The 26,168-nt window shown below is 42.6% G+C and carries 24 protein-coding genes; 11 read left to right on the forward strand and 13 right to left on the reverse strand.

Translation table 11 applies throughout. The features are described from left to right. The 7 genes from ACN0V2_RS12310 to ACN0V2_RS12340 form a co-directional block, all read right to left on the reverse strand. The coding region (locus tag ACN0V2_RS12310; protein WP_417551119.1) for a hypothetical protein at nucleotides 1-241 on the reverse strand (241 nt) is incomplete at its 3' end. A gap of 255 nt (nucleotides 242-496) precedes the next feature. Next, nucleotides 497-853 (reverse strand): PRC-barrel domain-containing protein, encoded by a 357-nt coding sequence (locus ACN0V2_RS12315; RefSeq protein ID WP_417551120.1) that lies wholly within the window; start codon nucleotides 851-853, stop codon nucleotides 497-499. A 67-nt stretch (nucleotides 854-920) separates the two neighbouring features. Then, complete coding sequence (locus ACN0V2_RS12320; RefSeq protein WP_417551121.1) at nucleotides 921-1,199, reverse strand: hypothetical protein; 279 nt, start codon at nucleotides 1,197-1,199, stop codon at nucleotides 921-923. A 172-nt stretch (nucleotides 1,200-1,371) separates the two neighbouring features. Then, entirely contained in the window at nucleotides 1,372-1,761 is a 390-nt protein-coding gene (locus ACN0V2_RS12325) for a hypothetical protein (RefSeq protein WP_417551122.1), read from the reverse strand. A 21-nt stretch (nucleotides 1,762-1,782) separates the two neighbouring features. Next, the gene (locus ACN0V2_RS12330) at nucleotides 1,783-2,607 is read right to left on the reverse strand and encodes a TIGR02587 family membrane protein (protein WP_417551123.1); all 825 of its coding nucleotides are present in this window, start codon (nucleotides 2,605-2,607) and stop codon (nucleotides 1,783-1,785) included. Nucleotides 2,608-2,634: 27 nt separating this feature from the next. Next, entirely contained in the window at nucleotides 2,635-3,237 is a 603-nt protein-coding gene (locus ACN0V2_RS12335; protein ID WP_417551124.1) for a DUF4142 domain-containing protein, read from the reverse strand. 600 nt (nucleotides 3,238-3,837) lie between these two features. Continuing rightward, nucleotides 3,838-5,616, reverse strand: coding sequence for an ABCB family ABC transporter ATP-binding protein/permease (locus tag ACN0V2_RS12340; protein ID WP_417551125.1), 1,779 nt, complete (start codon nucleotides 5,614-5,616; stop codon nucleotides 3,838-3,840). A 370-nt stretch (nucleotides 5,617-5,986) separates the two neighbouring features. Here ACN0V2_RS12340 and ACN0V2_RS12345 point away from each other — a divergent pair, with 370 nt between their 5' ends. Continuing rightward, nucleotides 5,987-7,396, forward strand: coding sequence for a TonB-dependent receptor (locus ACN0V2_RS12345; protein ID WP_417551126.1), 1,410 nt, complete (start codon nucleotides 5,987-5,989; stop codon nucleotides 7,394-7,396). A 284-nt stretch (nucleotides 7,397-7,680) separates the two neighbouring features. Here the strand turns inward: ACN0V2_RS12345 and ACN0V2_RS12350 are convergent, their stop codons facing one another. Continuing rightward, nucleotides 7,681-8,247 (reverse strand): CGNR zinc finger domain-containing protein, encoded by a 567-nt coding sequence (locus ACN0V2_RS12350; protein ID WP_417551127.1) that lies wholly within the window; start codon nucleotides 8,245-8,247, stop codon nucleotides 7,681-7,683. A 104-nt stretch (nucleotides 8,248-8,351) separates the two neighbouring features. On the opposite strand from ACN0V2_RS12350, the gene ACN0V2_RS12355 reads away from it, so the two are divergent. After that, on the forward strand, nucleotides 8,352-9,473 hold the full coding sequence (locus ACN0V2_RS12355) for an alpha/beta fold hydrolase (RefSeq protein WP_417551128.1): 1,122 nt from the start codon (nucleotides 8,352-8,354) through the stop codon (nucleotides 9,471-9,473). Between the two features lie 130 nt (nucleotides 9,474-9,603). On the opposite strand, the gene ACN0V2_RS12360 is transcribed toward ACN0V2_RS12355, so the two are convergent. Next, nucleotides 9,604-10,221: a TetR/AcrR family transcriptional regulator gene (locus ACN0V2_RS12360; protein WP_417551129.1), complete on the reverse strand. Its 618-nt coding sequence runs from the start codon at nucleotides 10,219-10,221 to the stop codon at nucleotides 9,604-9,606. A gap of 227 nt (nucleotides 10,222-10,448) precedes the next feature. Between ACN0V2_RS12360 and ACN0V2_RS12365 the strand changes: the two genes are divergently transcribed. The 7 genes from ACN0V2_RS12365 to ACN0V2_RS12395 all read left to right on the forward strand — a co-directional run bounded on the left by ACN0V2_RS12365 (nucleotide 10,449) and on the right by ACN0V2_RS12395 (nucleotide 20,794). After that, complete coding sequence (locus ACN0V2_RS12365) at nucleotides 10,449-11,696, forward strand: efflux RND transporter periplasmic adaptor subunit (protein ID WP_417551130.1); 1,248 nt, start codon at nucleotides 10,449-10,451, stop codon at nucleotides 11,694-11,696. Nucleotides 11,697-11,702: 6 nt separating this feature from the next. Then, the gene (locus tag ACN0V2_RS12370) at nucleotides 11,703-14,885 is read left to right on the forward strand and encodes an efflux RND transporter permease subunit (protein ID WP_417551143.1); all 3,183 of its coding nucleotides are present in this window, start codon (nucleotides 11,703-11,705) and stop codon (nucleotides 14,883-14,885) included. Then, entirely contained in the window at nucleotides 14,878-16,260 is a 1,383-nt protein-coding gene (locus tag ACN0V2_RS12375; RefSeq protein ID WP_417551131.1) for an efflux transporter outer membrane subunit, read from the forward strand. The genes ACN0V2_RS12370 and ACN0V2_RS12375 overlap by 8 nt, the downstream gene beginning before the upstream one ends. 208 nt (nucleotides 16,261-16,468) lie before the next feature. Then, a complete protein-coding gene (locus ACN0V2_RS12380; RefSeq protein ID WP_417551132.1) occupies nucleotides 16,469-17,098 on the forward strand; it encodes a hypothetical protein in 630 nt (209 codons plus the stop codon). A 187-nt stretch (nucleotides 17,099-17,285) separates the two neighbouring features. Next, complete coding sequence (locus ACN0V2_RS12385; RefSeq protein ID WP_417551133.1) at nucleotides 17,286-18,254, forward strand: diguanylate cyclase; 969 nt, start codon at nucleotides 17,286-17,288, stop codon at nucleotides 18,252-18,254. A gap of 17 nt (nucleotides 18,255-18,271) precedes the next feature. Beyond that, nucleotides 18,272-18,466, forward strand: coding sequence for a topoisomerase DNA-binding C4 zinc finger domain-containing protein (locus ACN0V2_RS12390; protein ID WP_417551134.1), 195 nt, complete (start codon nucleotides 18,272-18,274; stop codon nucleotides 18,464-18,466). 237 nt (nucleotides 18,467-18,703) lie between these two features. Continuing rightward, on the forward strand, nucleotides 18,704-20,794 hold the full coding sequence (locus ACN0V2_RS12395) for an EAL domain-containing protein (protein WP_417551135.1): 2,091 nt from the start codon (nucleotides 18,704-18,706) through the stop codon (nucleotides 20,792-20,794). Between the two features lie 56 nt (nucleotides 20,795-20,850). Here the strand turns inward: ACN0V2_RS12395 and ACN0V2_RS12400 are convergent, their stop codons facing one another. Continuing rightward, the gene (locus ACN0V2_RS12400) at nucleotides 20,851-21,843 is read right to left on the reverse strand and encodes a catalase family peroxidase (protein ID WP_417551137.1); all 993 of its coding nucleotides are present in this window, start codon (nucleotides 21,841-21,843) and stop codon (nucleotides 20,851-20,853) included. Between the two features lie 301 nt (nucleotides 21,844-22,144). Here ACN0V2_RS12400 and ACN0V2_RS12405 point away from each other — a divergent pair, with 301 nt between their 5' ends. Further along, nucleotides 22,145-22,888, forward strand: coding sequence for a dienelactone hydrolase family protein (locus ACN0V2_RS12405; RefSeq protein ID WP_417551138.1), 744 nt, complete (start codon nucleotides 22,145-22,147; stop codon nucleotides 22,886-22,888). A 140-nt stretch (nucleotides 22,889-23,028) separates the two neighbouring features. Beyond that, complete coding sequence (locus ACN0V2_RS12410) at nucleotides 23,029-23,364, forward strand: hypothetical protein (RefSeq protein WP_417551139.1); 336 nt, start codon at nucleotides 23,029-23,031, stop codon at nucleotides 23,362-23,364. Between the two features lie 89 nt (nucleotides 23,365-23,453). Here ACN0V2_RS12410 and ACN0V2_RS12415 read toward each other — a convergent pair whose 3' ends face one another. The 3 genes from ACN0V2_RS12415 to ACN0V2_RS12425 all read right to left on the reverse strand — a co-directional run. Further along, complete coding sequence (locus ACN0V2_RS12415; protein ID WP_417551140.1) at nucleotides 23,454-24,404, reverse strand: hypothetical protein; 951 nt, start codon at nucleotides 24,402-24,404, stop codon at nucleotides 23,454-23,456. Beyond that, complete coding sequence (locus ACN0V2_RS12420; RefSeq protein WP_417551141.1) at nucleotides 24,401-25,471, reverse strand: VWA domain-containing protein; 1,071 nt, start codon at nucleotides 25,469-25,471, stop codon at nucleotides 24,401-24,403. Before ACN0V2_RS12420 ends, ACN0V2_RS12415 begins: the two co-directional genes overlap by 4 nt. Nucleotides 25,472-25,477: 6 nt before the next feature. Continuing rightward, the coding region (locus ACN0V2_RS12425) for a MotA/TolQ/ExbB proton channel family protein (RefSeq protein ID WP_417551142.1) at nucleotides 25,478-26,168 on the reverse strand (691 nt) is incomplete at its 5' end.

Consider the following 26,168-nt stretch of genomic DNA (forward strand, 5'->3'; position numbering starts at 1 on the left):
ATTCATCATGTTGGCTTAGTTCTTGTTGGCTTAACTGGTCGTCATCATTAACATCCCACTCTTCAAAGACCCCAACCTCACTGACACGATCAATAAATTCATTTTTATCTATACTCCCATCGACCTCATTGTCAGCATCATTTGGCGAGCATCCTAGAAGGCTGGCACTTCCCAGTGCGACAATAACGGCCATTGCCAGTTTATTTTTTCTGAAAAACGTACTGGAATTGAGAAATTTCATACGATATCTCCTTTCTATTCATTTAGTATTTGGAACAATAATTAAATCATAAGATAGTGAATTTAAATTTTAATATTTAGACTTTAACCTAACGATTAAAACCAACACATATCCCACCCTAACATTCATTTATTATAATTACCAATTCCTTACGGTATATTATGTGAAAATAAATATTTATTTTAATTTATAAGTAAACAATTTATGACTAAATTCACTTAACCTATTCGATGCCGAAAAATAGTTTTATAGCCCTTATACGCGATATTCATAGCCATAATGACCATAAATCTCATCGCGGAAAGTATCATCGGCCATATTTGGCCAATTATCTTGATCAAAACCAGGCGCGTTATCTAATTTATCTTTGTCCACATTCAATATGAGACATTCTTCTTTCGTGTCGACAGATATTGCCTGCGGTGGAATGGCAAAAAGCTTATTACCCATACCTAAAATGCCACCGAAAGATAAGACATAGTATTGAACCTGGCCACGTTCGGTATTAATCATGATGTCTTTTACATGGCCTAAATCTTCGCCTTTGGCATTTTTGACTTTGTCACCGTCAAGTGCCGATGCAGATAAAACAATATTATTAAATTTCATCATCTTTCTCCGTCTGACTAAGTAATACGTCACATACGTTTTATATAAATTTGCGTGTTAGAATTTTTACTTACAATCCTTGAGAAGCGGTCGCTTTGTTTAATGCATCGATGAGCCATGCCTCGGCGTATTCCAACGCTAATGCATAATCAAAGATTGCTCCCTCTTCAATGAGTTTCCGAAGCTCAATTTGAAGAGCTTCTTTTCCAGGATTTTCTTTTTTTATCACCGTTAAATAAGCATATGAAGCGGCGACCTCTTCGGGAGAGTTTGATTCTGTGCCACCGTTATCTATTATTTGCACAACATCTTCGATAGATTTAGCTTGTTTAAGCGCTTCGGGATTCATAAACTCCTCCTTACTGTGAAAAACATTTTTTCAAATATAAAAATACATTACATCAATATAAGTCACATTAACTTAAAGTAAGGTATGACTTATTTATTAATCTTATTTAAAATAGTTTATCCATAACAAAATTAAAAACTTCAACTATGTTTTATTAATTTCTGGACAGTCATTACGGCTCCTGATATCCCATGGGGCTCAAGGTCAACTCTCCTTGTGCAGGATCGGAGGTGAAATAAAATCCCACCCGCTGGTTAGAATCCGGGGCAAGGTAACTAACTTGTGTGGTAGATCGTTGTAGATGTCCATTTGGACTGACTAAACGACCTTCCAAATTCAGCTCCGATGCTGTTTTATCACCGCTGTTTTTGACATCGACTAGTACCAAATACTGATCTTCCAACGCTTCAATGCTGACTACACTAAAATGAATATTGGGTGGTTTATGTGTATTGCTAAATGCCGACCACACAAGATAGATCACGGTCAAGCAAATCAACACAAATCCCACCAGGCCAACTAGCTTTTCCCACAACGGTGTTTTTGATAGGTTATGTTTCATTCAATAAAGGCCATTTAAAAATCAGATAATCAGCTTTGCTGCAGCGGCTCCTATACCAGCCGGAAACAACAACACAATGGTATTGGCAACTATCTGAGGAAACGCCAAACCATCCAAATGACCAAACACCCATAACAGCAAAACACTGGCTACCAATGCCACTACGAAAGCGGTTGATGTGTTGGATAACGAAACGAGCCATTTGGTGTGAGCACCACGCGTAGAGACAGAGGAAAAACTGCCCGCCTCACTAAAAATGTGCATAACAACCAATGTTGTCATAAACAAAGCCAACTGATGCCAAGGACTCATTTGGTAAGCAATAAGCTGTATTTCTTCGGTTGGAGCAACATTAAAACCTAGATAAATTGCCCCAATTGCCAGCACCGCAAGATAGTCAATTCCGCCTTGTTCAATCGAGGCGTCATGTTCGCCACTACCAATTTCACTTCTGGCTAGTAATGCACCAAAACTTGCTGGTATGGCTTGTAACATTACTATCTTGAAATTAATCTCAATAAAATTATCCCAACTGATCGCGTTAAAGAGTAATAGCGTTAGAAAAGAAATAACTAAGCCAAAGGCATAGGCGACAAACACATCAATGATATTGTCTAGTAACTCACGGCTCTCTCGAAAACCGATAACGCTAGACACGCATACCAGTACCGGAAGACTTATCAGTATTAAGGCCAATAGACGGAATGGTTCAATGTACAAACCCATCTGCCACATTTCCATGGTCATCATTAACGGTAAGCCAAATACAAAAGCGCCCCCAACCGCTCTCCCCACCCCAATCCATTGAGACTGATCAGATGCGTTATTAGTAGAAGTTGAAGGCACGTTATTTTCGCTTTGTGAATGGTCTAATTAGCGTTTTTGATGTGCTTGTAGCTGTTTAGCCATTTGTAAATGTTCGCGCAATGTGGGTAGCTTTTCTCGAGCAAAAGCTTGTATGGCATCATTATCTGAGTGACTTGCACGTTCAAACAGTTTGATAGTTTCTTCATGAGCATTAATTTGGTTTTCGATGTAGGCTTCGTCGAATGATTCATCCTCTCTAATACTGAGCATCATGGCTTTAGCCTTGTCCATCAGCTTGGGATCATCGGCAACTTCCAAATCTTGTTGTATGGCTATGTCATTCAACTCTTTATTAGCGTTTTTGTGATCTTGGATCATCCGATTGGCATACTGATGAATGTTCTGGGTACCTTCATCAAGCGCCATTCTGGCAGTTTCAATCTCAGCAAGCCCTTTAGCTGAGGCTGTTTCAACAAAATCTTCAACATCAATTGGATCTGTGCTCATATCTTGCTCCCAATCATTATTTGGTTTGCTCTCAACGTTTTCTGCAGCATCCGCTTTAATGTCATCATCAGTTTGTGCTGTTGCTCTTTCGTCGGCTTGAAGTTGTGCAGCTGATAAGCCCAAAGCCGCTATAATGGCAACCTTAAGTAATTTGTTTTTCATCTAAATTCTCCATTTCATTTGAATATCTAACCCATAAAAACTTCTATGGGATTACCTTCCTATGTGAAATTTTTTGAGCAGAGGAGCTTTAAGAAACTGCATACATTTGTAGGGATTAACCTGATTTAAAGGTTAATTACATGTATGTAACGCAATATGGATGCCAAGCACTTTTTGGCAGACCAAATGAGTTATTAATCAGCTTTTGAATAAAATAAATATGAGGGTGAATGGGCAGTTAAGGAGATAAATCACATTTGTTTCTTAATTAAAAGTCGTTTACCTGACAATATTTTTCTCTCCCCGCTATTTACATGTAGAAATAAAATTCATAGGGATGTGAATTTTTTACAACTGGAATAACGTTAGAGTTTCATTGATGGTCAATGGTATCGACGTCCTGCTAAATGGCAGGTTTGGCAGAGATATAGATTTTTTGTTTGGTCTTGGATGAGCATTCACAAGGCTGGTTTATGAGTAATTTGATATTTTCACCATGCTTGAGTAAGTAGCAATTTCCAGTTCACACTCCAAGAGGCTGCAATCAAACGCTATTTAAACCTTTGTTCCTAATAGTTTTAAGCCACTATTCGTAATGGGTCATGTCTTTTGTTGTTGTAGCCGCCAAAGCTTAGCGTAGACCTTGTCCAGCTTTAACAAGGATTCGTGGGTACCTTGCTCAACAATCTGCCCATGTTGCATGACTACAATTACATCGGCATCCACTACCGTAGAAAGACGATGAGCAATCACAAGGCTGGTCTGGCCTTTTGAAATCTCGCGAATAGCATCCTGAATAATCCGTTCTGAATGGCTGTCAAGCGAGGATGTTGCCTCGTCAAACATCAATATGGGCGGACGCTTTAAAATAGTACGAGCGATGGCAACACGTTGTTTTTCACCGCCACTCAGCTTTAAACCTCTCTCACCAACTAAAGTATTTAAACCGTCTGGCAGTTCTGCAATAAAATGGTCTAAATGCGCATGTTTGATGGCCTGCTCTACTTCGGCATCTGTAGCGTCAATACGGCCATAACGAACATTCTCACCCAACGTGGTATTAAACAAGACCGTATCCTGCGGCACGATACCAATAGCTTGTCGCAGTGAGGCTTGTGTGACATCACGAATATCCTGACCATCAATACGAATACTGCCGCCTTGAATATCGTAAAAGCGAAATAACAACTTAATTAAGGTGGACTTACCCGCCCCACTGCTGCCGACCACCGCGACTTTTTGTTTTGGTAACACTTTAAAACTGAAGTCTTTAAGAATCGGCAAACGATCGCTATAACCAAAACTCACTGAATCAAACTCAATGGCACCATCGGAAATAACTAAATGCTTTGCGTCTGGTTTATCGTTAATTTGTGGTGATTTATCTAATAAACCAAACATCCGTTCAATATTAGTCATTGAACTTTTCAACTCGCGGTAAACAAAGCCTAAAAATCCTAAAGGGATAAATAATTGCATGGTAAAAGCGTTGATTAGGACAAAATCACCCAACGTGATTTGCCCAGCAATAACCTGTGACGCTGCCAGGACAGTCATCGCCGTCATTGCACAAGCAATAACAAGAGCCTGACCACCATTGAGTAAAAATAAAGACAAGCGATTTTTACGGCGCGCTAGCTCCCATTTAGCCAGTTCGTCATCATAGCGATTGGCTTCAAATGCTTCGTTACCAAAAAATTTGACGGTTTCATAATTCAACAGGCTATCAATTGCCCGTGTGTTACTGGTTGAGTCGGCCTGATTCGCTTCACGCACAAATGCCAGCCGCCAATTGGTTATGAAGACTGAAAAAGTCACATAACTTATCACTGCCAACAAGGTAATCCACGCAAAACCAACGTGATAATTAAGCAGCAAAATACCAATAACTAACGCCATTTCCAGCGCTGTCGGCACGATATTGAAAACCAGAACTCGGAGTAAAAACCCCACCCCGGTGACGCCACGCTCTATATCACGAGACAAACCACCGGTGCGACGATTCAAATGAAAATCGAGTTCCAACGCGTGTAGATGCTGAAACACTTTAAGGCCAACACGACGCATGGCTCGTTCAGTCACTCGACCAAACACCGTATCACGGAGCTCATTAAATAATGTCGTGGAAAGACGGGCCAAACCGTAAGCTAATAATAAACCTAATGGCAACGCCAACACCTTATCCGGCAGTTGATTACTGTCTAGGCCATCCACGATATATTTCAGGATAAATGGCACCACAATAGTCGCAAGTTTGGCGGCAACAAGGCTCATCATGGCGATGACAATGCTGCCGCGATATTCGTTGAGATATGGCCATAGCGATTTCAGAGTTTTCCAGCTTAACCTTGCCGGTTCTGCGTCTGGAGGGGGAGACATCGATCGCACTAGGCATCCTTATTATTGGCTTAAGTGAATGAAACACTCATGGTGAATTGATAACGACAATAGTATCGTCTTTGTCCGTGCGTATGACCTTTATCAACCAGCATCTATCCCCAATAAAACTCAGAAGATGTGCCACATGATTAAATTTACTTCTTTCAGGTGATGCCTTTATCGGTAGATAAGCCCTACTTGAGCATCATCAGTTTATTGCGCTTTGCATATCATCCCAACCGACTAAATTGCTTCACATTTCAAGTTAACGATCAAAGTCGTTACAATCAAACCAACGTTAAATGCTGTTGTCGGACTTATGGCTCAGCGATATAAATCAATACGAAAAAAAACAATTAGTAGGGATTCTATGGAAAACAAAACCTTATCGACTGGCGCAAAGGCGCTTGAAGTAAATCTTGATGCAATCCGTTACGGTTCATTTGCTGAAATTGGTGCTGGTCAGGAAGTCGTTCGTTGGTTCTTTCGCGTCGGTGGTGCGGCGGGCACAATTGCCAAAAGTATCTCGGCTTACGATATGAAGGTAAGTGATGATATTTATGGTAAAGCCTCACGCTATGTTTCACGTGAGCGTTTGGAAGATATGCTGGAACATGAATATAACTTACTCGTCGAATGTTTAAGCGAACAACGTGGTGATAACACGGCTTTTTTTGCCTTTGCTGATACGGTATCAGCACGTAACTATCACGGCACCAACGAATGTCATGGATGGCTGGGCATTCGCTTCCAAACAACACCTCATGCAGCACCTAGCGAAATCATTATCCATGTTCGAATGTTGGATCATGAAAATGCGCTTCAGCAAGAAGCCTTGGGCATACTTGGTGTGAACTTAGTCCATGGTGCATTCCATCAAAGCCACAATCCGGACATGTTCGTGAAATCGCTACTGGATAATTTGACAACTGATCGGATTGAAGTCGATATGATCGACTTTCATGGTGATGCATTTCTGCATGTTGATAATCGTGTGCTCAGTTTAAGGTTAGTACAGCTTGGCTTAAGTGATGCGGCCATGTTTTCGGCTGATGGCAAGGTACTGCAACCATCAGAGCACTTACGTAAAAAGAACATATTGGTTGAACGAGGCCGCTTTCGCCCTGTCACCCATGTCAATATTGATATGTTGAATGCGGCCAGAAAACAATTTGAAGCTGAGGACGATTCTGCCCCAGATGAGACTATCTCAATTATGGAAATCACCATGCATAATTTGCGTGATGATAATGATAGTGTCGATCTGGAAGATTTTATCAGTCGTATCGAAGTATTAGAGGCTACGGGCCATACGGTAATGATTTCTGACTATCCAGAATATTACCGATTAGCCACCTATTTATCGAGTTACACCAACCGTCGAATTGGCCTCACTATGGGGGCACATAGTTTGGTTGAACTTTTCAATGACCAGTATTACACCAGTTTACATGGCGGCATTTTGGAAGGCTTTGGCCGTTTATTTAAGCATAACGTCAAACTGTATATTTACCCGTTCAAAGATGCTGAAACTAATACCCTGTTTAAGGTGGATAACCTTAAAGTCGATGATAAACAAACGTATCTCTACGACTATCTGAAAAAAGGTGATCACATTGAACAGATAGAAGAGTTCAATGAAGATTATCTACATATCTTTTCACCAGATGTATTGAAAATGATTACCAGCAATGAGTCTGGTTGGGAAAAACTGGTCCCCAATGTCGTAGCAGAAAAAATCAAATCTCAGCAATTATTTGGTTATAAGCCGGCAAAATAGTTGGCGATATCGTAGGTTGGGCTGAGGTACGAAGCCCAACAACTCGGCTAGTTTCCTAGGGGCTATTTATCTTTCATAACCGCCTCTGATGTGACTGAAAATGCACCAATCAAGGCGCGAGGAATGCAGTTTAGTCGTTCTAAATAAATGACGAGTAACACAGAGTGGTGCATTTTCAGCCACAACCCGAAGGGCTGGGACTATTTTTCCACCCTACTGCGTTGAAAATGATTTATGTAGGTAACTACACCGCATCATTTCCGCCTTGTGAGACAGATCTGTACTTAAGATTTTACCTTACGATAATGTTTGGATACCTTCGCGCGATTGCCACAGGTATCCATACTGCACCATCTGCGTTTGTGACTGCGTGAGTTGTCGACAAACATCAATACACAATCCGGGTTTAAACAGCGTTTGAGATACGTCCGTTGTTCACTGGCTAGCATGTTCGCTAACTCAAATGCCAATAAGCCAATAATATCTGTAGTCGAGTGACAGACATTTTGATTAATTAGCTGATACCCCTCAGACGACTGCTCAAGCTGGTAATGCATTTTATAGTTTTGCAGATAATTATTTAGAGTGGCTAGAGCATCACTCTCAATACTTTTATTCTCAATAATCTGACTGAGAACATTCCTTGCCATATGTCTGAAAGCAAGTAATTTTCCAACATCAATATCCTGCGCAAGATCAGCATCAATATTGGCTTGCTCCAGCCATGCCATTACATCACTTTCAGTCAGTAATAAATCGACCAACTCACCTTTCACATTAACTTCTGTATTAATGAAATCAACGCCAAGGTTGTTACCCACAAATTCGTATTTTTGTTTTATCTCATTCATATAACCACTATACATGCATTTGACAGGTTAGTTAAGTGCTGGTAATTTATAACCTGTATAAACAACTTATACAGGTTAGTTTTATCCTAAACGTGGAGTACACTATGAAAAAACAAAATTTTAGTAAATATGATCTAAGTAGCCCTGGAGGTAATGCTTTAGGTAAGCTGAACTTTGCTAAACGAAATGGCAAAACGACTAATAAACCTATCAATCAAGGTGGTATGCCATGGCTCAAAAAGCTAATGATGGGTCTGCCAATTTTATTTTTGCTCACCCCTCAATGGTCGTTTGCCGCTCAAGTTGAGGCAGGTAACAAAACCAAAGACGTTATTCAATCTCAAATAACTGATCATTCATCGGTGAGATATGGCTATGAAACAGTAGACGCTCTGGAGATCTTCTATCGGGAAGCAGGCGATAGAAACAAGCCGGTTATTGTTTTACTGCATGGCTTTCCAGCTTCATCTCATATGTACAGAGATGTCTTGGCTGGGTTGGCAGAAGATTATTATCTGATTGCACCTGACTATCCCGCTTTTGGTAATAGCAGCTTTCCAGATCCTGAAACCTTTGAATACACATTTGATAATCTCGCCCGAGTGATGGATCTGTTTTTGAAACAAAAAGGAATTGATCGGTTTTCAATGATGATTCAGGACTATGGCGCGCCCATAGGATTCAGGTTGGCTGTTAAACATCCTGAACGTATTCAAGCCATCATCACGCAAAATGGTAATGCCTACAAAGAAGGTTTGTCGGTAAAAGGTTGGGGACCGATATTTGATTACTGGAAACAAAAAACTCCAGAATTGGAAACAACTATTGAGGAAAACGTGTTCACCTTTGAGGGTATGAAATGGCAGTTCACCCACGGAACACAACATCCCGAATTGATACTGCCTGATACCTGGGTACTGGCTTATGCCAACCTTACCAAACCAGGCCAAACACGGGCTCAACTCGATCTGTTTTATGACTATCAAAACAACGTGTTGAAATATCCTGAATGGCAACAATATCTGCGTACGCATCAACCACCGGTACTCGTCGTATGGGGAAAAAATGATGCATTTTTCCCTGTTGAAGGGGCTGAGGGATACAAGAAGGATGTGGAAGATCTGGATTACAACGTACTGGATACCGGGCACTTTGCCCTTGAGGAAGAAGCTCCCTTTATCATTGATAAAATTAAGGCGTTTTTATCCTCACGAAATATTCAATAGTACTTGGAGGATGTTTAATGCTGATGACCTGGGCAGGTTTAGCCTGCCCATTTTTTTGAAAGCAAGAATCAATTATAGCTATTTGGTCGAGGCGATTTTACTGAGAAATTTTCTCGAAAGCCTCTTGGTATCAAGATTGAGAGGTACTAGGTGATGTGGTGTTCGACTTTAATAAACCAGACGCCAACGTCAAAAATGCATCTACCGCTTTGATCGATGCAGCATGCGAATCTTCTGCATTGGCAATCCATAAAGATGCGCCAAACAACGCACCATTAATCAACCGGGCCATCGCCAAAGAGTCAACTTCTCGCAGGACGCCCTCTTCCATCAGATTTTCAATACTGAGCTGAGTATTACGAATACAACAATTTTTACGTGGCCACTGCGAAGGATCACCCAATACAGCTGGACCATCCAACAGTGTGATGCGTTGGATTTCTGGTTCGCATGCCATGTTGAGATAAGCAATGGAACCATTGATAAATGCATCCCATGTAGTTGGGCCTTGCGACTTGATGGCTGATAGCCGTGTCGTCATTTCATCTTCAATCTGTTGAATGACGGCTTTCAGCAAACCTTTTTTTCCGCCGAAATGATGATAAAGCGCGCCGCGTGTCAAGCCGGCTTCTGCCGTAAGATCATCCATACAACTCTCCGCGAAGCCATGCTCAGCAAACGATTCTCTCGCTGATTTAATGAGCTTAGCCTGGGTTTCGGCAATCATATCTTCACGTCTTTGGGCCATTTTTTTCTCCAATTCTTTTACATACGTAGTGCATGTGAGTTGACATACAATACGTATGCGAAATACTATACATCACATACGTCGCGTATGAGCAAGTATTTCCGCACTAATTTTAAGGCAATTATACATACGATACGCATGCCATCTGACATACGAAGTGTATGTAAAGTTGCAAAATAAAATTTGCTGGAAATACCGTTTCCAAATAGAAATTAAAGGAGAACCACATGAAGAGCACACGAAACACGTTAGGACTATTTTTGTTGGGGAGCATCGCAGCAATAGTGTTGTCCGCATGTGGCAATCCGGAAGCAGCTAATCAAGCTGAAGCCCCACCCGCTCCAGAAGTCAGCGTAGCCCAGGTGGTGAGCGAGCGTATTACCGAATGGGATGAATTTACTGGCCGTTTACAAGCGCCGGAAACCGTCAATCTGATGCCACGAGTCTCGGGCTATATTGATAAAGTCCATTTCACCGAAGGTGCTTTGGTCAATAAGGGCGATTTATTAGTACAAATTGATCCAAAGCCTTTTGCGGCTGAAGTGGCCAGACTCAAAGCTGAACTGCAAAGTGCTCAAAGCGCGTTAGCACTTGCTGAAAGCGAATATAAACGAGCAGAAAAGCTTAGTGTTGCACGCGCTATTTCTGCAGAGTTGCTTGATACTCGTCTAGCAAGTAAACAGCAAACCGCTGCAAATGTAGCGTCGGTAAAAGCCGCGCTGCATCGCGCTGAGTTGGATTTAAGCTATACCCGTATTACCGCACCTATTAGCGGCCGCGTGTCCTATGCATTGATAACGGCAGGTAACTACGTGAATGCCGGTCAAAGTCACTTAACCAGCTTAGTGTCGACCGACAAAATGTACGCCTACTTTGATGTCGATGAGCAAAGTTATCTGAAATATCTCCGCCTGAGCGAGAACGGTAAACGTGCTGATACCCGTGATGCAACTGCAAATCCTGTCTATATGGCGCTGGCCAACGACAGCGATTATCAGCACATGGGCAATATTGATTTTGTCGACAATAGTGTGAACCAGCAAACCGGCACAATCCGTATTCGCGCCACTTTTGCCAACAATGACAATAGTCTTCTGCCGGGCTTATTTGCTCGTATCAAATTGGTCGGCAGTGATTCTTATCAAGGCATTCTGATTGATGAAAAGGCGATTGGCACTGATCTGAATAACAAGTATGTGTTGCTGGTAAATGCTGAAAATCAGCTGGAATATCGAGCAGTTAAGTTAGGTGAAAAGGTAAACGGTCTGCGTATTGTGCGTGAAGGTTTATCTGCGAACGACAAAATTGTGGTGAATGGCTTACAACGCGTCATGCCGAATATTCAGATAGCTCCCAAACAGGTGGATATGGCCACTAAAGAGCAATTAGCAGGTTTGCGTAAAGCTCAACAGTTATTAGACAAAACCAGCACCGAACTTGCTGTTGAAACTGAACGCTCAGCAGATAAAGGATAAGGAAAGATCATGTTCTCGCAATTTTTTATCAAACGACCCATTTTTGCAGCGGTTATTTCACTTTTCTTTTTAATTACCGGTGCCATTGCAGTATGGCAGCTACCGATCACTGAATACCCTGAAGTGGTGCCCCCTACTGTCGTGGTAACGGCCAATTACCCAGGGGCTAACCCTAAGGTAATTGCTGAAACCGTCGCCTCGCCATTGGAGCAGGAAATTAACGGTGTGGAAGAGATGCTTTATATGTCATCTCAATCCACCTCCGATGGCCGGATGACACTGACTGTGACATTTGCCATTGGAACTGATGTTGATTTAGCCCAAACACAAGTGCAGGCACGAGTCGATCGGGCTATGCCACGTTTGCCGCAGGAAGTACAACGCTTAGGTGTGGTCACCGAGAAATCATCGCCTGATTTAACCATGGTGGTGCATTTAAGTTCGCCGGACGATCGCTACGACATGCTCTACCTCTCTAACTACGCGCTGTTAAATGTGAAAGACGAATTGGCGCGAGTAAATGGTGTGGGCAATGTAGAGCTTTTCGGTGCTGGTGATTACAGTATGCGGATCTGGCTTGATCCCAACAAAGTCGCGGCTCTTGGTTTATCCCCATCGCAAATTACAGCTGCGATTCGTGAGCAAAATCAGCAGGCGGCAGCGGGTAGTTTAGGTGCTCAGCCGAGTGGTGAAGCTGAGTTTCAATTACTGATTAATGTTAAAGGTCGTTTATCTACCGAGGAAGAGTTTGGCAATATTATTATTAAGGTCGGTGACAATGGTGAGGTCAGCTACTTAAAAGATGTTGCTCGTATCGAACTGGGCGCTTCTACCTATGCATTGCGATCGTTGTTAAATAACAAAGACGCTGTGGCTATTCCTATTTTTCAGGCTTCAGGTTCAAACGCAATTCAAATATCTGACGATGTACGCGCCAAAATGGCAGAGTTATCGAAGAGCTTTCCAGACGGTTTAGCCTATGACATCGTTTATGACCCTACAGTGTTTGTACGCGGCTCTATTGAAGCGGTCATAAAAACGCTGCTTGAAGCATTAGTACTTGTGGTGCTGGTGGTTGTGCTGTTTTTGCAAACCTGGCGCGCATCCATTATTCCATTGGTCGCAGTACCGGTTTCATTAATCGGTACGTTTGCCTTTATGCATCTGCTAGGCTTTTCGCTTAATGCTTTGTCGTTGTTTGGTTTGGTATTAGCCATCGGTATCGTGGTTGATGATGCCATCGTGGTGGTGGAAAACGTAGAACGAAATATCCGCGAAGGGCTAAAGCCGATTGCCGCTACGCAAAAAGCGATGAAAGAAGTCACCGGGCCTATCGTTGCCACGACATTAGTATTAGCGGCGGTGTTTATTCCTACCGCCTTTATGTCAGGCTTAACTGGGCAATTTTATAAACAATTTGCCTTAACCATTACGATTTCTACCTTTATCTCGGCGATTAACTCATTAACGCTAAGTCCTGCCCTGTCGGCACTGTTGTTAAAAGCACCTGGCGAGAAAAAAGATCTGTTAACACGTGCCATGGACAAACTCTTAGGGGGGTGGTTATTTGGTCCGTTTAATCGTTTCTTTGCCCGTTTATCCAAAGGCTATGGTTGGTTAGTCAAAAAGGTCATCCGCTTTGGGGCTTTAGTTGGCATTATGTATATTGCCCTGCTAGGGTTAACAGGCGTGCAGTTTGCGACTACTCCTTCCGGTTATGTGCCAGGTCAGGATAAACAATATCTGGTGGCATTTGCCCAATTGCCTGATGCTGCTTCATTAGAACGCACCGAGTCAGTTATTAAGGAAATGTCGAGCATTGCACTTGAGCAACCGGGTGTAATCAGTTCGGTCGCTTTCCCCGGACTGAACATTAACGGTTTTACCAACAGCCCGAACTCCGGCATCGTGTTTACGACTTTAAGCGATTTCAATGAGCGTAACGATCCGTCAATGTCGGCTGATGCTATCGCAGCGGCGTTAAACCAGAAGTTTGCCGGGATTGAAGATGCCTTTATTGCCATCTTCCCTCCTCCGCCTGTACAAGGGCTTGGCACCATTGGCGGATTCAGGTTGCAAATACAGGATCGCTCAAGTCACGGTTATGAAGAGCTATACAACGTGACCATGCAGGTGATGCAAAAAGCTTGGGCAACGCCTGAACTGAGCGGCATATTCTCCAGTTATCAGGTAAACGTGCCACAACTGGATCTAGATGTTGACCGTACTAAAGCCAAGCAACAAAACGTGGCGCTGGATGAGATATTTCAAACGCTGCAAGCTTATATGGGCTCGGTGTATGTCAATGACTTTAACCAGTTTGGCCGTACCTATCAGGTGAACATGCAGGCTGATGAGCAGTTCCGTCAGAGCGCGTCGCAAATTAGCCAGTTAAAGGTACGTAATGGTGATGGTGAGATGGTTCCGCTGGGTTCCTTTATTAATGTCACCGATACCGCAGGTCCAGATCGGGTCATGCATTACAACGGCTTTACCACGGCTGAAATTAATGGCGGTCCTGCCCCTGGTTACAGTACCGGTGAAGCCCAGGCAGCGATTGAGAAAATACTGGCGGAAACGTTACCCAATGGTATGACCTATGAATGGACTGAGCTGACTTACCAACAAATTCTGGCTGGTAACGCCGGGATATTTATCTATCCTTTGGTGATTATGCTGGTGTTTATGGTGCTGGCAGCCCAGTACGAAAGCTTAAGCCTACCGTTGGCCATTATTCTGATCATTCCGATGACATTATTGTCTGCACTGAGCGGCGTTTTAATCTATGGCGGGGATAACAATATCCTCACTCAGATAGGGCTAATAGTCCTGGTGGGGCTCGCCACCAAAAATGCCATCTTGATTGTCGAGTTTGCCAAAGAACTTCAGGACCATGGCATGAGTGCAATGGAGGCTATTTTGGAAGCAGGACGTCTACGGTTACGGCCAATATTGATGACCTCTATTGCCTTTATTATGGGCGTGGTGCCAATGGTATTTTCAACCGGTGCAGGTGCAGAAATGCGTCAGGCCATGGGTGTGGCCGTGTTCTCCGGCATGATTGGAGTCACCTTCTTTGGCTTAATCCTAACGCCATTGTTTTATTACATGCTGGCCAAGCGAGGCGAGAAAAAAGCGCTCGCATCATCAACTGCAATAATCGATAAGGCGGAGACAAACCATGCGTAACACACACAAACTTACGACTATTGCTGTATTGGTGATGTCATTAAGCGCTTGCGCTGTGGGGCCTAATTATCAGGCCCCTGCGAAAGTGGCAGATATCAACGTGAGCAGCCCCTATCAACAGGCAGAACTGACACAAAGCTGGTGGCAAGCCTTTGACGATGAATCATTGAATCGGCTGATTCAACGTGCCTTGAGCGAAAACCGAACATTGGTTCAAGCTAGAGCCAATGTCGACAGGGCTTATGCAGTGTTTCAAGATGCTGATAATGACATTCTGCCAAAAGGCACCTTAGATGCCGGCTATCAGGCCAGTGAAAATGCTGTGTTGCAGCCGGAAAATGAGAATGTGATTATCCGTGGATATAGTACCGGAGCCAATTTAAGTTGGGATTTAGACTTGTTCGGTAAATTACGCCGTGCCAGTGAAGCGGCAGAAGCTGAGGCTCAACAGGCTGATATTTTATGGCATGACGCCCAAGTGCAGTTAATTAGCCAGGTGGCAACCAGTTATGGTGAATACCGTGGTGCCCAGCTACGCTTGGATGTGTCAGAGCAAAACCTGCAAAATCTGCAGCAAAGCCGTGCCATTGTTATGGCCAGGTTGGAGGCTGGTATGGCCTCTGAGTTAGAGTTGGCACAAATAGATGTGCAAATGCATCAAGTGAATGCTGCGATACCGGCATATCGGGTCGCACTGTTAACCGCAGATGCTACTTTGTCAGCTTTGTTAGCACAGAGACCCGGCCAGCTAGATCTCGATGATGTGCCCCGTTTACCGCAGTTAAAAAAACCCGTATCAGTTGTTGAAGGTGAAAACTACTTGCGTTATCGCGCTGATGTGGCAAGCAGCGAGCGATTATTGGCTGCTCGTACCGCAGAGATTGGCGTGGCTACCGCCGATTTATATCCAAATGTATCGATAAGCGGATTTTTAGGCTTTTTATCTGGCCCGGGTTTATCGCTAGGTAGCGATACTAAAAGCTGGTCGGTTGCCCCGAGTCTAAGCTGGCAGGCTGCCGATTTAGGATCAGTCAGGTCGCGTATTCGTCAGGCTGAAGCCAGTTCAGAAATGGCTCTAGCACAATTTGAACAGGAAGTATTTGATGCCATCAATGAAATGCAACTGGCACTTAATAGTTACAACCTAAGCCGTGAACAGCAATTAAGCACTGAGCTGCAATGGCAGGCTAGTAACAAAGCCGTGGATATTTCTCGCGAGCGTTATAACGCCGGTACTGGCGAATTCCTCGATTTGCTCGACTCCGAGCGTGAGTTGCTTCGTAGCCGAGATCAGTTGGCTCAGCTGCAACAACAAAGCTTTATTCGTTTAGTTGAGATTTACCGTAGTTTTGGCGGTGGTATACAGCTGATTTAGTGCTGGTTGATATATGAAAAAGCCGGACCATTGTCCGGCTTTTTAATGTTTTACACTTTAATTTAATATTTCGTAAGTTCTAACCCTATATTTCTTTTTTAGACTTCAACTCAGCGAGCCATATCGACGTATTGATTTTGCGTCTTAAAGCTTTAAAGGTATCCTCTGTGTCATTAAATTTATTTTCTAAACACGGAAATCCAACCTAATGAAAAAACTTGTCTGGCTGTTCACCTTCCTTTTATCGATTACTCTTACTGGTTGTGGCTATGATGAATTACAAGGCAGATTTATCGATTCAGAAGGCAATATCAGTTACGAATTCCAGCCAGAAGGCACTGTTGAAATTATTCAGGGAGAAGAAATTACCACTGCTGAGTATCAATATGACAGTGGTGATCAAATCATCACATTGAACGCCGAACAGGCTCTACCCACTGACACTCTCACTGTTGAAGATGAGGATCATTTGCAAAGTGGTGATGTCAAATTAACTCGTGGGGTAGATTATATGATGCTGGCAGACACCACTTGGATTGGACAGGAAGGCCAGTACACATTTGCGTTAACCTTCACCATGACCGACAAGGGCATGGAAACATTTTCTGAGCTGGTGACTTATCACGACGATGATATGACCTATCTTTCCCAGACCGATGACAGCATTACTCGTTTAAATGGCAATATGCTGTTACTCGACCTCACTCCTTATACAGTTTCTGAGGTCACCCAGGATAGTTTCAAAATCTCAATTGGTGATAACAGCATGGTTCTTGAAAAGCAGCCAAAAGGTACTGAAATCATTGTTCGTGATGGTTATCAGTTGATTGAAGAATAACGTTCAACATAGTCTACCCTCGCCTTTTTTGTAGCACATTATCTGATGTGTTTTTTGTTCATCATTAAAACCAACAAATAGCTTCTTAATACTCTGAAAGTGTGCTCTTGTCGTTTGCATTGGAAGTCAGCCATCAATAAAGTGTTATTTATTCGTTACACTCAAAAGTTATTGTAGGAGATTACCCATGATTTCACCGATGATTCCTGAAGACGAGAAACAGAGAATGGAAAAGCTTAGAGCACTTAAGCTTCTTGATTCCGCTCCGGAAGAGAGATTTGACCGCCTGACACGCATGGCTAAACGTATGTTTGGAGTGGATATTTCTGTATTGAGTTTGATTGATGACGGTCGCCAATGGTTTAAATCTAAAGCTTCTGATGCAGACATTCCTGATGAAACCTCACGCGAAGTTTCTTTTTGTGGACATGCCATCTTAGGCGATGACGTGTTTGTCATTGAAAATGCCCTTGAGGATCACCGTTTTAAGAATAATCCTTTAGTTACCGATAGCCCAAACATTCGTTTTTATGCCGGCTATCCATTAAAAGTTAATAACGGCAGCGCCCTTGGCACACTTTGTATCATTGATGATGAACCAAGAGACTTTGATCCAGAAGATTTACAATTATTAAGAGATCTTGGGGTCATGGCCGAACAAGAAATCGCAGCATTACAATTGGCGACATTAGACGACCTCACCTTAATTTCAAATCGCCGTGGTTTTACAGATTTGGCAAAACACAGCTTAAGTGTATGTAAACGCAAGGCGTTACCTATCTCAATCCTATTGTTTGACTTAAACAAATTTAAACCAATAAACGATAAATTTGGTCACGCTGAAGGTGACAGAGCGTTAATCGTGTTTGCAAATACATTACGAAAAGTTTTTCGTGAATCGGATGTATTTGGTCGTCTTGGGGGCGATGAGTTTGCTGTATTAATGATGGATGTGGATGTTGAAAATACTGTGAAAGTAATTGAGCGATTCAAAGCAGAAATTACGGCATACAATGAAGAAGCTGCCCGTGGCTATGATATTGAATACAGTGTTGGATTTACCAATACCTTAGTAGAAGACCATATTGATATAAATGATCTTTTAGCCGCCTCGGATAAGAAAATGTATGCCGAAAAAGAGAATAAAGTCCGTTAAAAACCAACCGTAATCATGTGTGTCATGTTCACACCATTATTGGCGAAAAACAAAACCCACATATTTGCCAAAAATGTGGCAGTGCAATGCTCTTAAGAGAAACCAAAAAAGGTGTTAATAAGGGTAAACAATTTTGGGGATGTTCGACATTTCCAGAGTGTCGTACTGTTAATTCTGTGATCAAACTAGATATCTCTCAAACAATAATTTAGATGTTTGATCTTGCAGAAAAAAAGATTCGAAGTCAGAAATAGAAGTAGCCTAAACGCTATTATTTTTTGAAGTAGTCCCCACTTTCATAACAACAACTTCAAATAATTAAACATACTGTCCAAATTTCCTGCAAAATCCCTCTTTATGTATAGTTTTTTAGAATTAGTTCTAATGGTTTTGTGCCACTAGTGTAGTTTTATAGCTATTCAGACAACTTTGGTGTTAGGGAGCCACGATTGAAGCAAAGACTGTATTTATGGATGATAGCGACAAGAAACAGTTTTGTTGCACTTTTGCCTCTCACTTTCCTTCGAGTAATCGCTGAATTAATTCTTAATTTACCTTTGCCACATTATCAACAAGCTATGGATCAGTGGCTTGGCGCCGAATGGCGTGATCCGTTGCAACAAATGATCAACACGGCGTTTAATTTTTTTGGCCTGTTTTTGGCTGCAGTGGTCGCAGCACAACTAATTTATCGTCTTCCTCGCCCGATCAAGCAACGCGAAATTGCCCCACCATTAATGGTGGCTATTAGTGCCATCATCAATTTCCTGATTGTGACTACCGCAATGCCTAATCTCTCGCCAATGGAGTTTAGTGCCGGTGCTATTTTCTTGGGCATTGTTGTTGGTTTAGTCTCGGCTGAACTGATGATTTTTGCTGTAAAACGCCCTTATCTCGATTTACTTAACCTGCCGGTTGATTCCGATACCACGTTTTACCATGCGATGCGTTTGACTCCCTCTATCATTTTTAGCGGGATACTCTTTTTCGCTGTGGGTATGGGCTTAGCCGCAACACCACCGTTTCCCAGTATTACCGATTTGATTGTCAATTGGGCACTAGCAGATGGAAACGGAAACTGGTTAGTAAGTTCGTTTTTCATTGTGGCGAACCAGGTATTCTGGTTTTTTGGCCTGCATGGTGGAATTCTCCTGTTAGGAACAGCAGATGCGGCAGTATTAACTTCAAGTACCAGCGCTGGATTTGATACCAATCTTATGCTTAAGACGCTATTCGATAATTTTGTCACTATCGGTGGCTCTGGATCGACGCTGGGTTTATTAATATCGATTTTTGTCGTCACCCGTCAAGGCACTCAGAACAAAATTGCCAAAGTGTCTGTTTTGCCCTCTATCTTCAATATTAACGACATCCTGATCTACGGCTTGCCGATTGTCTTAAACCCGTTTTATCTCATCCCGTTCATTCTCGTTCCATTTCTTTTGATGCTGATCACACTGACCGCTGTACATTTTGGGGTTATCAATATTCTGGATTCTGTACAAGTGAGCTGGACAACCCCGGCTTTATTTTCCGGATGGATGTTGACTGAGTCCTGGCGCGGTGTGGCATTTCAAATGCTATTAATTGCTGTCAGTACAGCGTGTTACATGCCTTTTGTGAAAAGAGCCGAAAAAAGCTATAAACAAAAAACTATGACTGCATTTCAACAGGCATCAGATCTCATTATCAAGGAAGGTAATAACAGACAAAGGATTGTGACCCGACAGGATAAAGTCGGCATGATTGCCCGCGATCTTGTTGTGGAGTTACAAACGGCAATACAGCAAAACTCGCTAACATTGGTTTACCAACCCAAACATGATCGTCAAGGCCATATTATTGGGGTTGAGGCCTTACTCCGCTGGTCACATCCTCGATATGGCATGATTTCACCGATAGTGATTGTGACGGTGGCTGAAGACGGTGAGTTGATAAATCGTCTGGGAAGATGGGTTATTCAACAGGCCTGTGCCTGTAAAGCCCGTTGGAATGCGGCTGGCTACCCGGCATTAACTATCGCGGTAAATATTTCACCAAATCAGCTGACCGATAAAGATTTACCGTTTTATCTCACAAAATATATTAATGAATATGGTATTACCGCTGAAGAAATAGAGCTTGAAATCACAGAGTCTTCTGAGATCCCGGATACCAATCTGACCGATATCATTCTGCAACAGCTTGTCGAAACCGGTGTGCATTTGGCAATGGACGATTTTGGCATGGGCTATTCGTCCTTGTTATATATGCGTAGGTTTCCAGTCGATGCAATCAAAATTGATGGTTCTATTACTCGCGATGTCCTACTCAATGACACTAATGCCGATATCGTCAGAACAATATGTTCACTGGGTCGGGCACAAAAAGTACATGTGGTAGCCGAGTATGTTGAAACAAAGGAACAACTCGAAGCGTTATCCGAAATGGGTTGCGATATTTTCCAAGGTTATTATTACAGTCCCCCGTTAGCAGAATCTGATTGTTTGAACTATTTCCCATTACACAATGGCTTAGTCCAGGGAAAACTTTCGATTTAGTAATAAAAAAGGCTTGAGCTAATCCTAACTCAAGCCTTAATTAATATATTATTTTTTTATGGGTTTAGTCTTCTGCCAAAACTGATCGCATAACTTACCGGGCGGGCCAATAAAATAGGATCTTCTGTTGGACTAATACCTTCCGGAATAGCCAACGGGTTAAACATATTAGCTTTTGCATAACTTTCCCCGTCCGTCATAATTTCAGTAAGCGTCAATGTTCCGAGCTGCACTATCTTTCTCTCTGTTGGCCACATAACAGTAGGGTCAGTGATTGCATCTCCCTCTTCAGCTATTTGCAGGGCGATTGTAAACTTAGCATCGCCAGTATCATTTAATCTCTCTGGCAATTCATCTAATAGATAATTGTTAGCGGCATTTTTCCGATCTTCGTCTGAAAGATACTCTGGGCCATTGACCGGGGTAATAAGATAGCGACCATAAACTGTTTTACCTTGTTCATTTTCAAATTCAAACGCATTAATGCCGTGGAATTTTTCAGTGGCATAACTTACTGGAGCGGGTTTAGGTAATTGCACAAACGTTAGTGTTTCAGGGTGTTGTTCAAGAAAAGCTTCGATTGGTGTCGGTTTAGCAGATGAATTTGCGGAATCTTTAATCGCTGTTAATAATCCAAGGAAATCTTCAGGCGTTTTCACCGGAAACCGATCTACTGAAATGACCACAATATCGGTGTACTCCTCTTCCGGTAGCATAAACCTTATCGCCATGCCTTTTGGAAAGCCATCGGGGCTTGAGTCTGCTATATCAGGCACACCACTTGCGTTTGAAAACCGAACCACTACATCAGTTTTAGGGGTATTGAAATGAGGTGCATAGGTGATATCAGAGGCTTCTTTTGAGGCTTCAAAATAACCCGATGCCATTATGCCTTTTGCATGATTAGAACGAATGCCTGGATGTGGTCCACCGGCAAGTTCGGAAAGTGTATTGACCAATTTTTCGGTGACTGGCAATTCATCGGCGCTGAGTGAAGAAGAAATAACAATGGTTATTAATAAACCCATATTCTGAATAATTTTTTTCATAAGACTTTCCTTGTGGAAAATTAAATAATGAATTCGTTGCCCTTTATTACGTCTTTGTCCCAACATTAAATTCGTATGTTTTACAATAAGTCCTGATTTTTTACGTTCAATTTCAATTCTTTGAAAAACTTCTCGAAATTAATGGTCGAATAGTAAACTACTTTTCAGTAGCAAATGATCAGAAATTGGCAAGATTATCGAGATTAATTTCAACATTTGAGTTTGTTAATCTAGCCTCTAGAATTACATTAGTCGTTGTACAATACCCGTTTTATTCTTATCCAACTTCAAGGGAGCTTTCATGAAGATTCAAAGCCATTTTGCCGATCTTGATACACCCACCGGTGTGATGCGTACCTATATTCATCGACCTGTTGGCGAAGGTAGCTACCCTGTCATTTTGTTTTATTCCGAGATTTTCCAACAAACCGGTCCGATTGAGCGTGCAGCCAGATTAATGGCCAGCCAGGGTTATGCCGTATTAGTCCCTGAAGTGTTTCATGAACTGAATCCGATTGGCACCGTATTGGGCTATGACGATGCCGGTCGCGATAAAGGTAATGCTGATAAAGAAAACAAAGATGTTCAGGGTTATGACACCGACAATGAAGCAATGATCAAATTTGCCAAACAACAACCTTGGTGCAATGGTCAGTTTGGAGCAATGGGTTATTGCATAGGCGGTCATCTAGCCTTCCGTGCTGCGCTACAACCTGAAGTCAAAGGTACTGCCTGTTTTTATGCTACCGATTTACATATTCAGAAAATCCCAAATAAACCGGGCCAACACAGCATGGAACGTCTGGCTGATATTAAAGGCGAATTGCTAATGATTTGGGGCAAACAGGATAACCATGTGCCCTCAGAAGGCCGCACCCTGATTTACAGCAAACTCAATGAAACCGATATTCCGTTTACCTGGCATGAGTTTAATGCCGAACATGCATTTATGCGTGATGAAGGTGATGGTGGTCGTTATGATGCTCAGACAGCACAGATTGGTTACCAATTGGCGTTGAATTTATTTAGCAGAACATTACGTTAAACGCGGCGTTCCCACGCAGAGTATGGGAACGAGGTTAACGAAATTAATTGAATACATCTGGCTCCCATGCACTGCGTGGGAGCCGCTTTAATCTGATTGCACGCCATCTATGAAAATCACTCAACTAAGCTGTCCATCTAATGAATAACACGGCTAAATCAGTCTATACCCTGTTCAACTGGAATATTTTGATCCTGCCAAGCGATGAAGAGATTTTTGTTGGATTGTGCAATCGGCCAACAACAGTTCCACCGTTTGCACCGCCCGATGCAGCCGATGATTTATTACCATTTATCTTGCAAAACAGTAGTGCTATTGCTGAATTCAATGATCAAACTGGCGTGGGGTTTGATAGTGATGGCAGTCGTTATGTATTACTTGGTAAAGCTTCCGATCCGACCGGTATGATTCGTTTTAGTGTTGGGCAGATGATGCAAGCCGATGAGATTCGCTGGAAGTACGAGTTTATTGATTAGGCCTTTTGCGTTCTTACGCATGAGCTTGGGTACAAGGTATTACAGCTTGTGGCAGCCCACGCTCCTTGGTATGAGGCAGTCAAGTTAAACTAAGGTGGTAACGCGATATAGGTGCCATCGTTACGTTTAGTTAATTCCCGCATCAGGATGCTGAATCGATCAGTGCTGCCCATCGATAAAAAGCCAATGCCATGAATTTTGGCTAATCGTCTCCCATCACTAAGTTGCTTGTTTTGTTTTGTAATGCGATCGATAACGGGATCATACGAGGAGCCAGTGTAATCATCTCCAAATACATAGATGGATGTAGTGATATTAGGTTTAGCGTATTTTCTCAAAGCTGTTTCCAGACCTTCGACAGGGCTGCTATTGGAAACAACTGACCAGTTTTCAAACATGCGGATTGCACTGTTTCGAGTTGAGGGTGTATCGGGCATCCAGCGGCCATCGTAACCAGAAATCATGGATGTGCCCATATCATTTAAAATTTGAAAACCTTTAACCTCGGGATGGATATTCAACACATTCACAACTTCTCTGGAAACCCTCGACCAGATTTGTTTCATACTGCCTGACGTATCAATAATGAACACCACATAATCACTGTCGACCGGAATACCGCCGACTTCTTCAGAACGCTTATCAGTCGACTTTCGTGGTGTGGGTAAAGCAGCCTGTTTTAATCGTGATTCAACTAGACTTAAGCCAGAAATATTGTCTTCCAATGCAGCATTTTTTTGCTGCAGGGCTTTGAGCTGGTTTTCCAATGATGATTCAGCCTGAGCGATAGCTTGTTTTTCACCCGAAAGCGCTTCTAATGTCGAAAGCTCCTGCTGAATTTGCTGGCTTACTTCAGCCACCGAGTTTTCCAAACCAATCAATGATGCCAGTAAACTGCTGACATCATCAGCACCGGCGATAGAAACATCCACATCGGTTTTAGATATCAATATCAACATAACAACTGCACCAAAACCACAGGAAATCACATCCAGAAAAGACAGACTGAATATATCGAGAGTTTTTTTACGATGTTTCATGGCCAGTTATTTGCCGGGCTAATAAGTAATCCGCCGGTGGTAGCCGCCCAAACCCAATACTGATTCACAGCATCTGGGTCACCTTCCAGTGGCAGCATAATCACATCCACCTGCGTACCCCGCTTACCGCTTTCGTTGATGGTTTGTTGAAACAATTTCACTCGGCATTCACCGGAAATGGTCTGAGCACTACCGGTAAGCGAACTGCAACTGGAAAACGGGTTCAGGCTACGATATTGCGATTCACCTTTGGTCGGTAAGCCGTCAGTAATCACATAAAGGTTGGAGGGTGAAAATTGATTAACGGTGTTCAAGCCTTTTTGCAGGTTGGTGGCCCCTTCTGGAACAATGGAATTCAAGTCACTAATAATTGACGCCGTTGTTTGGGAAGAACTGGCTTTTTGCCAACCTTTTTTAGTACCTAGTACATTGGCGTCTTCACTAAAGGCAACCACAACCACATCACTGTTTTCCGGTACTCGTGCCAGCAACCATTCAACGACATTTTTCGTGCGTTGCCATTTGGCTGCATTTTGTTTGTTTTGCTCGGAACTGCTTTTAGTACGAATAATATCAATCAGTTTTTCATTAGTCATTGACGCACTACTGTCTACTAGAATCGCAATTTTCGGGCCTTCGACCTTCAATCCTAACAAGTAGTTTTCTTCATTGACCCGTGGTGCCTCAACCAGATCAGCCTGTTGTTTAGGGATTTTGATAGAAGTAATGCTGGATTTAAGTTCATCCAATGCACTTTCTGAACGCTGAACGTCCTGACTTTGGCTGGTTAAGGTTGACTGCTTGTCGTCCAATTTTTTTTTTAACGCCTGATAACGGGCGTTTTCACTGCTTAGCTGCTGTCTTATTTGACCTAATGTGGTCTCGGCATCATCTCTTACTTGCTCAAGCTGACTGATATCCTGTTTGAGGTTATCGATTTCAACCGGGGTTTCATCAATTTTCTGCTTGACCAACATAAACACAAGAATAACAGCGCCCAAACCGCAGGACATGATATCCAGGAATGCCAGATTTGACCCTTCAGTTTTTTTACGACGGTATGCCATGTTGCGTTAGCGGATGCGTCTCAACAGATATTTGTCACAATAGCTTTGGGTATCGACAATCTGGCTATCCTGCATGCGTTGTAATTGATGGAATAAAAACATTAGAAAGATACTGATCAACAGGGCTACCAAGGTCGAGTTAAACGCCAGACCAAGACTATCAGTCATACCTGAAATATCACCGGCAAGTGCCTGATCGGCTTGCGAGAGTGCCTGTCCAATACCCCGAACGGTGCCAATAAAACCGATGGAAGGAATGGCCCAGATTAAATAACGGATCATGGAGTTTTCGGAATCTTGTTTTACCGCCAGTGCTTCCAGATTACTTTCAATGGCATCTGATAGGTTTTGTACGTTATTGGTAGAGCTGTAACGCCATAAAGATGAGCGTAAAGTCTGAACCAGTGGCGAAGATATTAAATCCTGTGGAATCTCACTATCCAACCGCTGAATGATACGATTTACATCCAACTCTTTATGTCCGGCCTTATCAATTGGCTGTTCAGTATTGTTGATTGGATCTTCAATTAAATCGACGCTATACAAGTATTTTGTTTTGAGAATCTCACGATAAGAGCTGGCAATTAAAAAACAGCCCCAAAACATCAGAATAAAACAGATCTCCTGTTCGTAATCTTTGATGATGACCACAATATTACGTGGTGAGGACTGTTGCTGTTGCAAGGCAAGCTCAACC

Origin of the sequence: Methylophaga sp. (assembly GCF_048266885.1) — a bacterium.
In the GTDB taxonomy this organism is placed as follows: domain Bacteria; phylum Pseudomonadota; class Gammaproteobacteria; order Nitrosococcales; family Methylophagaceae; genus Methylophaga.

Bases quoted from the DNA above. Each gene is read 5' to 3' on its own strand.
- ACN0V2_RS12315 (WP_417551120.1), bottom strand. From the start codon at position 853: ATGATGAAATTTAATAATATTGTTTTATCTGCATCGGCACTTGACGGT.
- ACN0V2_RS12320 (WP_417551121.1), bottom strand. From the start codon at position 1,199: ATGAATCCCGAAGCGCTTAAACAAGCTAAATCTATCGAAGATGTTGTG.
- ACN0V2_RS12325 (WP_417551122.1), bottom strand. From the start codon at position 1,761: ATGAAACATAACCTATCAAAAACACCGTTGTGGGAAAAGCTAGTTGGC.
- ACN0V2_RS12335 (WP_417551124.1), bottom strand. From the start codon at position 3,237: ATGAAAAACAAATTACTTAAGGTTGCCATTATAGCGGCTTTGGGCTTA.
- ACN0V2_RS12340 (WP_417551125.1), bottom strand. From the start codon at position 5,616: ATGTCTCCCCCTCCAGACGCAGAACCGGCAAGGTTAAGCTGGAAAACT.
- ACN0V2_RS12345 (WP_417551126.1), top strand. From the start codon at position 5,987: ATGGAAAACAAAACCTTATCGACTGGCGCAAAGGCGCTTGAAGTAAAT.
- ACN0V2_RS12350 (WP_417551127.1), bottom strand. From the start codon at position 8,247: ATGAATGAGATAAAACAAAAATACGAATTTGTGGGTAACAACCTTGGC.
- ACN0V2_RS12355 (WP_417551128.1), top strand. From the start codon at position 8,352: ATGAAAAAACAAAATTTTAGTAAATATGATCTAAGTAGCCCTGGAGGT.
- ACN0V2_RS12360 (WP_417551129.1), bottom strand. From the start codon at position 10,221: ATGGCCCAAAGACGTGAAGATATGATTGCCGAAACCCAGGCTAAGCTC.
- ACN0V2_RS12365 (WP_417551130.1), top strand. From the start codon at position 10,449: ATGAAGAGCACACGAAACACGTTAGGACTATTTTTGTTGGGGAGCATC.
- ACN0V2_RS12375 (WP_417551131.1), top strand. From the start codon at position 14,878: ATGCGTAACACACACAAACTTACGACTATTGCTGTATTGGTGATGTCA.
- ACN0V2_RS12380 (WP_417551132.1), top strand. From the start codon at position 16,469: ATGAAAAAACTTGTCTGGCTGTTCACCTTCCTTTTATCGATTACTCTT.
- ACN0V2_RS12385 (WP_417551133.1), top strand. From the start codon at position 17,286: ATGATTTCACCGATGATTCCTGAAGACGAGAAACAGAGAATGGAAAAG.
- ACN0V2_RS12400 (WP_417551137.1), bottom strand. From the start codon at position 21,843: ATGAAAAAAATTATTCAGAATATGGGTTTATTAATAACCATTGTTATT.
- ACN0V2_RS12405 (WP_417551138.1), top strand. From the start codon at position 22,145: ATGAAGATTCAAAGCCATTTTGCCGATCTTGATACACCCACCGGTGTG.
- ACN0V2_RS12410 (WP_417551139.1), top strand. From the start codon at position 23,029: ATGAATAACACGGCTAAATCAGTCTATACCCTGTTCAACTGGAATATT.
- ACN0V2_RS12415 (WP_417551140.1), bottom strand. From the start codon at position 24,404: ATGAAACATCGTAAAAAAACTCTCGATATATTCAGTCTGTCTTTTCTG.
- ACN0V2_RS12420 (WP_417551141.1), bottom strand. From the start codon at position 25,471: ATGGCATACCGTCGTAAAAAAACTGAAGGGTCAAATCTGGCATTCCTG.